Below are 11,253 nucleotides of genomic sequence, written 5' to 3'. Positions count from 1 at the left end.
GCGGCCGGGCGCCGGTCAGTCGGTCCAGAGCTCGGACAGATGTACGTCGAGTTCGGCTAGCAATCGTCGGACGAGTGGCAGTCCGATGCCGATGACCGAGGAGGGGTCGCCGTCGATGCCCTCGATGAGCCACCCACCCAGTCCGTCGAGCGTGAACCCGCCCGCGACCTCGAGCGGTTCGCCCGAGCCGACGTAGGCGTCGATCGTCGCCTCGTCGACGTCGGCGAACCGCACCACGGTCGACGAGACCGCCTGCGCGTGCACATCGGGAGTGCCGGGGCCGACCCGGATGAGGCAGTGCCCCGTGAGCAACTGCGCCGAACGCCCCCGCACCGACATCCAGTGTGCGCGAGCCACGTCCGCGGTGTGCGGCTTGCCGGTGAGCTGCCCGTCGACGAGAAGCATGGAGTCGCAACCGATCACCACGACGTCGTCGGCGATCTCCGGGTCGTCGGCGAGTGTCTCGCGCACCGCCCGTGCCTTGGCCGCGGCGAGGGCCGCCACGACCTGCTCGGGCTGGGCCTGTGTACCGAGGTCCGCCGCGACGGCGTCCTCGTCGACGTCGGAGACCCGGACGACCGGTGCGATCCCGGCCGACCGCAACACCCTCAGTCGGGCCGGCGACGCCGATCCGAGAACGACCTGGATCGGCGTCGGGGACTCAGTAACCGAACCTCAGGTTGACGAAGTTCAGGGGTGCGAGCGGCTCCGCGGGACGGAGTCGGTCGGTCGGGGTGCCCCACAGGTCGCGGGGGCCGGACGGTGGCGCCTCGCCCGAGCCGCTCGCGGCGGCCAACACGGCCACGATGCTCGCCACGTCCTCGTCGGTGGGGTTGCCCTTCACGATCCGGAACACCGGGGCGGCCTGGGCCGTCGCGTCACCGTCGTCCGGGGTGGTCTGGTCGTCCGCGGCGCTCACAGCGGGATGTTCCCGTGCTTCTTGGGCGGGACGGTGACCATCTTGCGCTCGAGCAGCTTGAGCGCGGTCGCGATCTGTCCGCGGGTGTGCGACGGCGGGATGACCGCGTCGATGTAGCCGCGTTCGGCGGCCACGTAGGGGTTGACCAGCGTGTCCTCGTACTCCTGCTGCAGCTCGAGGCGCAGGGCGTCGACGTCCTCGCCGTTGGCCGCGGCCTCCTTGAGCTTGCCGCGGTAGACGAACCCGACCGCACCGGATGCGCCCATCACGGCGATCTGGGCGGTGGGCCAGGCGAGGTTGACGTCGGCGCCCATGTGCTTGGACCCCATGACGTCGTACGCGCCGCCGTACGCCTTGCGGGTGATGACGGTGATCTTGCCGACGGTGGCCTCACCGTAGGCGTAGAGCAGCTTCGCGCCGCGTCGGATGATGCCGTTGTATTCCTGCTCGGTGCCGGGCAGGAAACCGGGTACGTCGACCAGGGTGATGATCGGGATGTTGAAGCAGTCGCAGGTTCGGACGAACCGCGCCGCCTTCTCCGAGGCGTTGATGTCGAGGCATCCGGCGAACTGCGTGGGCTGGTTGGCCACGATGCCGACGCTGCGACCGTCGACGCGGCCGTATCCGATGATGACGTTGCCCGCGTAGCCGGACTGCACCTCGAGGAACTCGTCGTCGTCGAGGATCCGCGCGATGACCTCGTGCATGTCGTAGGGCTGGTTCGGCGAGTCCGGGATGAGGGTGTCGAGTTCGAGGTCCTCGTCGGTCAGGGTGTCCTCGATCGAGCCGGCCGCGGGAACGGCGACGGGGAGTCGGGGTGCCTCGGCGCGGTTGTTGCTCGGCAGGTAACCGAGGAGGTCCTTGACGTAGTCGAGGGCGTCCTCCTCGTCGGTGGCGACGTAGTGCGCGGTGCCGGACTTCGACATGTGCGTCTGCGCACCGCCGAGATCCTCCATCGTGACGTCCTCACCGGTGACGGTCTTGATCACATCGGGGCCGGTGATGAACATCTGGCTCGTCTTGTCGACCATCACGACAAAGTCGGTGAGGGCGGGGGAGTAGACGTGCCCGCCGGCGGCGGCACCGAGGATCAGCGAGATCTGCGGGATGACACCCGACGCGCGGACGTTGCGGTGGAAGATCTCGCCGTACAGACCGAGCGAGACGACGCCCTCCTGGATGCGCGCTCCGGCGCCGTCGTTGATACCGATCAGCGGGCGGCCGGTCTTGATCGCCAGGTCCATCACCTTGACGATCTTCTCGCCGTACACCTCGCCGAGGCTGCCGCCGAAGACCGTGGAGTCCTGGCTGAACACGCAGACCTCGCGGCCGTCGACGGTGCCGTACCCGGTGACCACGCCGTCACCGACGGGTCGGCGCTCGGCCAACCCGAAATTGGTGCTGCGGTGGCGGGCGAGCGCGTCGAGTTCGACGAACGACCCCTCGTCGAGCAGGTGCGTGATCCGCTCGCGCGCGGTCAGCTTGCCCTTCGCGTGGGTCTTCTCGACGGCGTCCTCGCCGACGGGGTGTTCTGCCTCGGCCAGGCGACCACGCAGGTCAGCGAGCTTTCCGGCGGTGGTGTGGATGTCGGGCGCGCTGTCTGCGTCGCGCGAGGCTGTTGTCATGGCATCGATGCTAACGAGCGTGCGCTCGGTCACGTGTACCGGCCCAACCTGAGTGTTGTCTCATGTTTGCCGATCGGCGCTGTCGGTGGATGTCCGGGACGGTCATACGCTGACCCCATGACGTCGCACCCCGACCCCAGCGCGCTCGAACCGGAACTGATCGGCCGTGCCGCCGGCGCGTACTGGCGCTCGATCGAGGTGGTGGCGCAGACCGGTTCGACGAACGCCGATCTGGTGGCTCGTTGCGCGCACGACGACGCGGTCGGACACGTGCTCATCGCTGACCATCAGGTGGCGGGTCGGGGACGTCACGGTCGCGTCTGGTCGTCGCCGACGGGAGCGCAGTTGGCGATGTCGGCGGCAGTCGGCTCGGGCGGCGCGGCGGCTGCAGGAGTCCTCGGATGGCTGCCGCTGCTGACCGGGGTGGCCGCGGTGCGCGCGATCCGGACGGTCACCGGGGTGGACGCGGTCCTCAAGTGGCCGAACGACGTGCTGGTGGACGGGTCGAAGGTGGCAGGCATCCTGGCCGAGTTGGCCCACGGCGCGCATCCGGCGGTGGTGATCGGCCTCGGCATCAACACCGGGCTCACGGTCGCGGACCTGCCGGTGCCCACGGCCACGTCGCTGAACCTGCACACCGACACCCCGGTGGACCGATCCGCGCTCGCCGGGGCGGTGCTCGCCGAACTCGCCGACGGTCTGCGGTCGTGGCCGGACGACATCGCTGCGCTGACCGCGGCCTACCGCGAGGTGTGCTCGACCATCGGAGCCCGTGTCCGGATGGAGCTACCCGGGGACCGGTCGATCGTCGGGACCGCCCGAGACGTCGATGCATTCGGCCGGATCGTCGTGCTGGCCGACGGTGAGAGTCACCCCACGGCACTCGCCGCCGGTGACGTCACGCATCTGCGTGCGATCCCGGGGTCCTAGTACTCCAGGCTCTTCGCGCCCATGGCCCGGATGAGGAAGAAGATCGGCAGCCCGATGACCAGGTGCATCACGGCCGTCCCGATGGCCGAGGTCCACTCCTGCGACAGCAGCAACGGCAACAGCACGGCGGCGGCGATCAGCAGTCCCACGATCCCGGCGAAGAAGCTGTCCGGCGACGGTGTCGTCATGTGCAGGACGTACCAGAGGGCGCCGGCCAGGATGGCGCACAGCACGCCGACGACGGCGAACCAGTACTCGTCCTGGGCGACGGGGTTCCACACCCCGAACTTGCCGGTCTCGGTGATCCGTTGGCTGATGACCCGGATGATCCAGGCGGCCAGCCAGGCCGCGAGGGCGGTCACGACCGCGGTGGCCAGCACACCGCCCGCGAACAGGCCGGCGTTGACACGGGGTCCGCGACGCGGCGCCTTGGGAGCGCGCGACCTCGAACGCTCGGCGGCCGGCGCCGGGTAGGGGTCCGCGGCCCGACGACGGTCGTCGTAGGCGCGGTCGTCGTAGTAGTTGTCGGCCGCATAGCGGTCACCGGCATAGGAATCTTTTCCGTACTGGGCCTGGCCGTACTGGTCCTGGCCGTACGGATCGTGCTGGGGCTGCTGTTCGTACGCTCGTGTGCGCGGGTCTCGAGGATCGTTCGGGTACATCGGCACCTCCCTTTGACGCAGAGTGTAGCGAGTCACACCCGGACGTCCCGACCTCTCGACTAACTTCTACGCATGGGGTATCCGGAGAACATCCTCGCCGACGGCGAACACGTGGTGCTGCACCGTCACCCGCACTGGAAGTGTCTGGTCCTCCCCACGATCGTGTTCCTGCTGGTCACGGCCGCGGCGGGCGTGGCGGCCGGCTACCTCACCTCGTCCTCGCTGAGCGGAACCGGTGAGCTCGTGGTGTGGGTCGTCATCGCCGTGGTGTGGCTGGCTCTGATCGTCTGGTTCTTCCTGCGTCCGTTGATCTCTTGGCGCACAACGCACTTCGTGCTCACGGACCGCCGGGTTACCTTCCGCAACGGCATCCTCACCCGCTCGGGCATCGACATCCCGCTGCAGCGCATCAACTCGGTCGAGTTCCGCCACGGACTCGTCGACCGCATGCTCCGCACCGGGACGCTCATCATCGAGTCCGCGTCGGACGACCCGCTGTCCTTCGACGACATCCCGCAGGTCGAGAAGGTGCACTCGTTGCTCTACCACGAGGTGTTCGACAGAGGCGACGGTAACGTGAACACGTGACGGACGTACTGCTGGCCGAAGACGACGAGGCGATCGCCGGACCCCTGGCCCGGGCGCTCACCCGTGAGGGCTACGGCTGCGAGATCGTGACCACCGGACCGGACGCACTCGAGCGTTCCAAGGACACCCGGTTCGAGTTGCTCGTCCTCGACCTCGGTCTGCCCGAGATGGACGGCCTCGAGGTCTGCCGCCGGGTGCGTGCGGCCCGCCCGCAACTCGCGGTGCTGATGCTCACCGCCCGCACCGACGAGGTCGACTTCGTGGTCGGTCTCGACGCGGGTGCCGACGACTACGTCGGCAAACCGTTCCGACTCGCCGAGTTGCTGGCCCGCGTCCGCGCGCTGCTGCGGCGCAAGCAGGGCGTCGACCTCGTCCTGGAGGCCGGTGACATCCACCTCGACGCCCGCGGTCGCCGGGTGCTCGTCGGCGGCAAGGACGCGACCCTGGCCAACCGTGAGTTCGACCTCCTGCGGTTCCTGATGGAACGCGGCGGCGAGGTCGTGAGCCGCGAGGAGATCCTCACCGAGGTGTGGGGATCGGCCGACCTGCGCTCGTCGAAGACCCTCGACATGCACGTGTCGTGGTTGCGCCGCAAGATCGGCGACGACCAGTCCGGGCGCAAGAAGCGCATCGTCACCGTCCGCGGTGTCGGCTTCCGATTCGATCCGGACTAGACGGCCGTGCGCAGGCGAATCCTGTTGTCGATGATCGCGATGGTGGTCGGGCTGGGCCTGCTCCTGGGTCTGCCGTTGATGTTCACCGCCTGGTGGTGGGTCGACGATCTGGCGCATCAGGATCTCGACCAACGGCTCAAACGGGTGTCGAGCGAGCTCATCGACCAGGAGGTCGCGGGCCGTGAGGGCCCGGCCTCGATCGACAGTGCCCCGTTCCGCCTGCTCCTCCCGGCCAACGGTCGGCTCGAACTGCAGTACCCGGCCGCCCCGGGCGAGACCGACCGCACCGAGGTCGGTTCGCCCATCGGCGGTTCCACGGTGAGCGAGTCGGTGAGCCTGGGCGACGCCGGCGCCATCACGATGGAGATCCCGCTGACGCAGGTGCGCAGCAATCAGTGGACCGCGGTCGGTGTCGTCGCGCTGGTGCTGACGATGTCGGTGGCCGCGGGCACGGCCGTCGCCGCGTTCACCGCCAAACGGCTGGCCGACCCGCTCGAGGAACTGGCCGAGCGTGCGTCGAGCATGGCCCAGGGCGACTTCCACTCGGCGTGGAAGACGCACGGCATCGTCGAACTCGACCGCGTCTCCAGTGCGCTGGAGGTCGCCAACCGGGAGATCGCGCTGCGCCTCGAACGGGAGGGCGAGATCGTGGGCGAGGTCTCACATCAGCTGCGGAGTCGGCTCACCGCCATCCAACTCCGACTCGACGAACTCTCCCTGCACGACGACACGAACGTGGTCACCGAGGCCGAGGCCGCCCACGAGCAGGTCGAACGCCTCAACCGCGAACTCGACGAACTCATCGCGGTGTCCCGCGACTCCGCCGTCGTGCCAAAGGGGCCGATCCCGGTGCAGTCCGCCATCGATCCGCTCGTCCGCGACTTCACCGACTCGTTCGGTCAGGAGGGACGGTCGCTGGGGGTCACCTACAGCGGGGACACCACCGCGTGGTCGACGCCGAGCCGTCTGCGGGAGGCGGTCAGCGTCCTCATCGACAACGCGCTGCGCCACGGCGACGGTGACACCCTCGTCGACGTCGCCGAGCTGTCCGGGGCCGGGATGCTGCGGGTCTCGGTGTCCGACGAGGGGGCCGGCGTCCCCGACGAAATCGTCCCTTACATCTTCCGCCGCGGGTACTCCAGTGGCGGGTCGAGCGGGGTGGGGCTGTCGCTGGCACGGGCCCTGATCGAGGCCGACGGTGGCCGTCTCGATCTGGCCGCGCGACGCCCGGCCACGTTCACCATCGTGGTGCCCACCGGCGAGTCGGGTCCGTTGTCGGGACCGCGCGGACGACCGGTCGGGGCCGCGCGCGAGCCCCGCTGAGATCTCCCGCCGAGGTCCTAGGAGATCGAGTCCGACTGCGACGCGGGCTTGTTCTCGTCGAAGGTGACCTGCCCGGTGGCCAACGCCTCGATCTCCTGGTCCTCGTGACCCTGCGTTTCCGGGAAGGCGAACTTGCGCAACGCCCAGAACCGGAACGCGAGCTGCAGGACGTTGCCGATGACGTAGCCGAGCACGAAGTCGATGACCACCAGCTGCGCGACGCTGGCGTGGTTGCGCACGTCGAACAGGTTGTTGGCGATGAACAGCGGCGCCGCCTGCAGGATCACACCCATCCCGCTGATGACGAAGAACAGCAGGACCTCGTGGTGCGTCTGACGGCCGCCGCGGTTCTTGAACGCCCACTCACGGTTGAGGAAGTAGCTCAGGACGGTGGCGAGGGTGCTGGCGATGACCTTCGCGACGACCGGCTTCTGTTCGAGAACCGACAGGCTCAGGCTGTAGAAGATCGCCATGTCGAAGATCATCGTGGACCCGCCGACGAGCGCGAACTTGATCAGTTCGTGATGACGGAGCGCCAGCCGCTGCACCGGCGCTGGGGTACGGGCCATCAACCCGTCGATGAACGACACAAGTCCAGAGTGTACGAAACTATCGCGCATTCGCCCCCATCGAACGGGCTGACCGGCCGGTTTGGGTGTGTCGTGCGGTGCTCGTGACACCATTACCGCCGTGAGCATCGAGACCCCCGAGAGTCGGCGCCCGTCCCCGAGCAGCGGCGGGATGCCCGTCGTGGCGATGGTGGGTGGCGGACAGTTGGCCCGGATGACCCATCAGGCCGCGGTCGCCCTCGGTCAGCGGCTGCGTGTCCTCGCCGCCTCCCACGACGAACCGGCCGCGCTGGTGACCCCGGACGTCGTCCTGGGCACCCACACCGAACTCGACGACCTGCGCCGACTGGCCGACGGCGCCACCGTCGTGACCTTCGACCACGAGGGCGTCCCCGCCGAGCACCTGTTCGAGCTGGTCGCACAGGGGGTCACCGTCTCGCCGCCGCCGCAGGCCCTGCTCTACGCGCAGGACAAACTCGCCATGCGTCGCCGGCTGTCGGAGATGGGGCTGCCGATCCCGGATTTCGCCGATCTCGCGCCCGCCGCCGACGACGGAGTCGATGCGCACACGCTCCTCGACGGCTTCTGGGCCCGACACGACGGCCAGATCGTCCTCAAGGCTATCCGCGGCGGATACGACGGCCGCGGGGTCTGGATGCCCGACAGCCTCGACGAGGCGCAACAGATCCTCGCCGACTCGGGTGCCGCGGACTCTGCGTTGATCGCCGAGCAGAAGGTGTCGATGCGCCGCGAGCTGTCGGCGATGGTCGCGCGCTCGGAGTTCGGCCAGGGCGCGGTGTGGCCGGTCGTCGAGACGGTGCAGCGCAACGGGCAGTGTGCCGTGGTCATCGCGCCGGCCCCCGATCTCTCCGACGACCTCGCCGAGGAGGCCGAACGCATCGCCCTGCGACTCGCCGCCGACCTCGGCGTGGTCGGGGTCATGGCGGTCGAGCTGTTCGAGACCGCCGAGCCAGGACCCGACGGCGGCCGACTGCTGATCAACGAGCTCGCGATGCGTCCGCACAACAGCGGTCACTGGAGCATGGACGGTGCCGTGACCGGCCAGTTCGAACAACACCTGCGGGCGGTTCTGGACTATCCGCTGGGTGACACGCGAAGTCGGGCGCCGGTGACCGTGATGGGCAACATCCTGGGTGCTGCGCAGGCGCCGACGATGTCGATGGACGAGCGGCTGCACCACCTGATGGCGCGCATGCCCGACGCCAAGGTGCACCTGTACGCCAAGGGTGAGCGACCGGACCGGAAGATCGGACACGTCAACGTCGTCGGCGGTCCTGGCTCGATCACCGATCCCGATTACGTGGCCGCCGTGCGAGAGCGCGCCGAGCGGGCCGCACACTGGATGTCGACGGCGGTATGGACCGATGGATGGGATGAGCACAGCGATGGCTGAATCGACGGGACCCGCCCCCGCGGGGGATCCGGTGGGCACGAGCCCGTCGGGGCCGCGTGTGGGTCTGATCATGGGCAGCGACTCCGACTGGCCAACGATGGAGGCAGCGGCGCAGGCCCTCGCCGAGTTCGAGGTGCCGTTCGAGGTCGGTGTCGTGTCCGCGCACCGCACCCCGCAGCGCATGCTCGACTACGCCGCCGGGGCGGCCGATCGTGGCATCTCGGTGATCATCGCCGGCGCCGGTGGCGCCGCGCACCTGCCGGGCATGGTGGCCTCGGCCACGCCGCTGCCGGTGATCGGTGTACCGGTGCCGCTGAAGTATCTCGACGGGATGGACTCGTTGCTGTCGATCGTGCAGATGCCCGCGGGCGTCCCGGTCGCGACCGTCTCCATCGGTGGGGCCCGCAACGCGGGCCTGCTGGCCGTGCGGATCCTCGCCACCGGTGATCGGGTCCTGCTCGCCCGGATGCAGGCGTTCCAACGCGAGCTCGAGGCGATGGTGCTGGAGAAGGACGTCGCCCTCCGTCGCACTCTGCTCGGCGACTGACGCCCACCGCCCCGACCACCGCCACCCGCCCGTGTTGGGCCGTCGTTCCCGCCTGTTGGGTCCTGGTTGCGCTCACGGGCGGTAGCCACGCAGCCGCATCGCGTTCTCGATGGTGTTGATCACCGCGCAGGGGTCGCGCGACAACAGGGTTCCCGCGACCCGGAACGCCTCCCATCCTCGGTCGCGCGCGGCACGGTCGCGACGTGCGTCATGGGCACGTTGCTCGTCGGAGGTGTGGAATTCGACGCCGTCGTAGTCGATTCCGAGCTTGTACCGCTTGTAGCCGAGGTCGAACCGGGCGATCAAGCGGCCGTCGGTGTCGGTGAGCACGATCTGCGAGTCCGGTCGCGGTAGATGGTTGCGGACCATGACCAGTCGCAGCCAACTCTCTCCCGGTGATTCCGCAGCGGGGTCGATGTGTTGGATGAGTTCGCGCATCTGCGGGACTCCGTGGGTTCGCGGGTGCGCGCGGGTGTACGACCACAGCTCGGTCAGACTCAGCTGCGTTGCCCGCACGAGATCGTCCAGCCGCGCCAGTGCCAACCAGTCCGGGCGGCGCCGACCGAGGTCGTAGGCCGTCCGCACCGGTGACGTGACGCGAATTCCGTCGACCGTCTCGACGTCGCCCGGTTCGAGCTGGTCGGTGCGGACGACACGGACCGATCCGCGTGTCCGTCCCTGGCCACCAAGGCCGCGGATGAGTTCCACGTCGTGGTCCTCGTCGACGAATGTCGTGCCGTGCAGGATGGCCGCGCTGAGTCCGGCCACCACCGCCCCCTCGCCGGCTCGCATGGCCGCCGCGCGGATGCGGTCCGTCACCGACAGCTCCGACACCAGCGGCGTGTAGATGCCGCGGTGGAGTCGGTGCAGGTCGCGTCGCACGTCGCTCGATTCCGCGTTCGAGCGGATGATTCGCGGGGTGTTCGGGAGATCAGGGTCCGGAGATGGCATGGGTTGTTGGACGCACGCGTCGCCGAAACGGTTCACGGCGCAACGACGGCCCAACACGGGAAAACAACGGCCCAGCAAGGAGGCACGACGGCCCAACACGCGGAAACGACGGCCCAACACGGGGAGTGAGGTCAGGCGGGGGTGAGCAACCGCCTGCGGAACAGGTCGAGCACCTCGTCCAGCGCCGCGCGGGTCGGCTGGCCGGGCTCGTCGATCAGACCCTCGGTCACCACCGAGTGCGGCGGTCCCATCGCATCCGGGTTCGCCGAGGAGTCCGGGAGCTCGACGGCGGTGAACGCGTCGCCCAGCTGTTCGCGCAACCACCCGAACCGCGCCGACGGGCACATGCGGTCGCCCTGGAAGCGGAGCCCGAGCACGGTGAGATCACCGGCAGCGCACCGCCCTCTGACCTTCTCGAGGTCGGCGGGGTCGATGTCGATCGAGCGGGCGCGCCGACCCGACATCGCGAACGGCAACGACGGTTGCGACAACACCGGCGCGATCAAGCGGTCGTCGGCGGCCATGGCGAGGGCGAAACCGCCGGTGAAACACATCCCGATCGCACCGACGCCGGGTCCGCCGCACCGTTCGTGCTCCTGCGCGGCCAGCGCTCGCAGCCACGTCACCACCGGCGACGACTTGCCGGTGGCCAGGACGGTGAACTCGCGACTGATGCAGGCGGGGACGATCGCGCGGGTGATGGTCGCCATCGCGCCGAGTGCGGGGATCCGGGCGTCCATCGGGTCCTTGCCGTCGGCGCCGAACAGATGGGGCATCACCGCCGTGCATCCGATGCCCGCCACCGTCCGCGCGAAGTCGGCCACCTTCGGGGTGATGCCGGGCATCTCGGAGATGACGACGACCGCGGGGCCGCTGCCGAGGCGGTAGACCGGTGCCGTGCGGCCGTGTGCGCTGAACTCGGTTCGTTCGAAATCGGCCAATGTGTCGTTGCTCACCGGTGTCGTCCTTCGTGGGAGGTCATCCCGTCAGCCTTGCATCCGACACCGACCCAGACCACATGATCTGGGTTACCCGCGAGTAACTATTTCCG

13 protein-coding genes are annotated in these 11,253 nt (G+C 69.1%); 6 read left to right on the top strand and 7 right to left on the bottom strand.

Features of this window, described 5'->3' with window-relative positions:
- Positions 1–15: 15 nt before the first annotated feature.
- The 3 genes from IEV93_RS14350 to IEV93_RS14340 are packed head-to-tail and all read right to left on the bottom strand — an operon-like array spanning position 16 to position 2,544.
- Complete coding sequence (locus IEV93_RS14350; protein ID WP_188491566.1) at positions 16–648, bottom strand: Maf family protein; 633 nt, start codon at positions 646–648, stop codon at positions 16–18.
- Between the two features lie 13 nt (positions 649–661).
- Positions 662–919: an acyl-CoA carboxylase subunit epsilon gene (locus IEV93_RS14345; RefSeq protein ID WP_188490684.1), complete on the bottom strand. Its 258-nt coding sequence runs from the start codon at positions 917–919 to the stop codon at positions 662–664.
- Entirely contained in the window at positions 916–2,544 is a 1,629-nt protein-coding gene (locus IEV93_RS14340) for an acyl-CoA carboxylase subunit beta (RefSeq protein ID WP_188490683.1), read from the bottom strand. The genes IEV93_RS14345 and IEV93_RS14340 overlap by 4 nt, the downstream gene beginning before the upstream one ends.
- Before the next feature lie 117 nt (positions 2,545–2,661).
- Between IEV93_RS14340 and IEV93_RS14335 the strand changes: the two genes are divergently transcribed.
- The gene (locus IEV93_RS14335) at positions 2,662–3,474 is read left to right on the top strand and encodes a biotin--[acetyl-CoA-carboxylase] ligase (protein ID WP_188490682.1); all 813 of its coding nucleotides are present in this window, start codon (positions 2,662–2,664) and stop codon (positions 3,472–3,474) included.
- On the opposite strand, the gene IEV93_RS14330 is transcribed toward IEV93_RS14335, so the two are convergent.
- A complete protein-coding gene (locus tag IEV93_RS14330; RefSeq protein ID WP_188490681.1) occupies positions 3,471–4,136 on the bottom strand; it encodes a DUF6069 family protein in 666 nt (221 codons plus the stop codon). The genes IEV93_RS14335 and IEV93_RS14330 overlap by 4 nt on opposite strands.
- Positions 4,137–4,208: 72 nt before the next feature.
- On the opposite strand from IEV93_RS14330, the gene IEV93_RS14325 reads away from it, so the two are divergent.
- Genes IEV93_RS14325 through IEV93_RS14315 form a run of 3 tightly spaced genes read left to right on the top strand, consistent with a single transcriptional unit; the run spans position 4,209 to position 6,721 of the window.
- Positions 4,209–4,724: a PH domain-containing protein gene (locus IEV93_RS14325; protein ID WP_188490680.1), complete on the top strand. Its 516-nt coding sequence runs from the start codon at positions 4,209–4,211 to the stop codon at positions 4,722–4,724.
- Positions 4,721–5,398: a response regulator transcription factor gene (locus tag IEV93_RS14320; RefSeq protein WP_188490679.1), complete on the top strand. Its 678-nt coding sequence runs from the start codon at positions 4,721–4,723 to the stop codon at positions 5,396–5,398. The genes IEV93_RS14325 and IEV93_RS14320 overlap by 4 nt, the downstream gene beginning before the upstream one ends.
- Positions 5,399–5,428: 30 nt before the next feature.
- A complete protein-coding gene (locus tag IEV93_RS14315; RefSeq protein ID WP_308691228.1) occupies positions 5,429–6,721 on the top strand; it encodes a sensor histidine kinase in 1,293 nt (430 codons plus the stop codon).
- A gap of 17 nt (positions 6,722–6,738) precedes the next feature.
- On the opposite strand, the gene IEV93_RS14310 is transcribed toward IEV93_RS14315, so the two are convergent.
- Positions 6,739–7,311 (bottom strand): GtrA family protein, encoded by a 573-nt coding sequence (locus IEV93_RS14310; RefSeq protein ID WP_188490677.1) that lies wholly within the window; start codon positions 7,309–7,311, stop codon positions 6,739–6,741.
- 151 nt (positions 7,312–7,462) lie between these two features.
- Here IEV93_RS14310 and IEV93_RS14305 point away from each other — a divergent pair, with 151 nt between their 5' ends.
- Positions 7,463–8,704 (top strand): 5-(carboxyamino)imidazole ribonucleotide synthase, encoded by a 1,242-nt coding sequence (locus tag IEV93_RS14305; RefSeq protein ID WP_188491564.1) that lies wholly within the window; start codon positions 7,463–7,465, stop codon positions 8,702–8,704.
- The gene (purE, locus tag IEV93_RS14300) at positions 8,697–9,251 is read left to right on the top strand and encodes a 5-(carboxyamino)imidazole ribonucleotide mutase (RefSeq protein ID WP_188490676.1); all 555 of its coding nucleotides are present in this window, start codon (positions 8,697–8,699) and stop codon (positions 9,249–9,251) included. The genes IEV93_RS14305 and purE overlap by 8 nt, the downstream gene beginning before the upstream one ends.
- Positions 9,252–9,323: 72 nt before the next feature.
- Here the strand turns inward: purE and IEV93_RS14295 are convergent, their stop codons facing one another.
- On the bottom strand, positions 9,324–10,133 hold the full coding sequence (locus IEV93_RS14295; RefSeq protein WP_188490675.1) for a type IV toxin-antitoxin system AbiEi family antitoxin: 810 nt from the start codon (positions 10,131–10,133) through the stop codon (positions 9,324–9,326).
- A 200-nt stretch (positions 10,134–10,333) separates the two neighbouring features.
- Positions 10,334–11,158 (bottom strand): dienelactone hydrolase family protein, encoded by an 825-nt coding sequence (locus tag IEV93_RS14290; RefSeq protein ID WP_188490674.1) that lies wholly within the window; start codon positions 11,156–11,158, stop codon positions 10,334–10,336.
- Positions 11,159–11,253: the final 95 nt, after the last annotated feature.

Origin of the sequence: Williamsia phyllosphaerae (assembly GCF_014635305.1) — a bacterium.
Taxonomy (GTDB): Bacteria; Actinomycetota; Actinomycetes; order Mycobacteriales; family Mycobacteriaceae; genus Williamsia_A; species Williamsia_A phyllosphaerae.
Note: the sequence above shows the minus strand (reverse complement) of the source record. Positions and strands in the feature narration are given on the sequence as shown.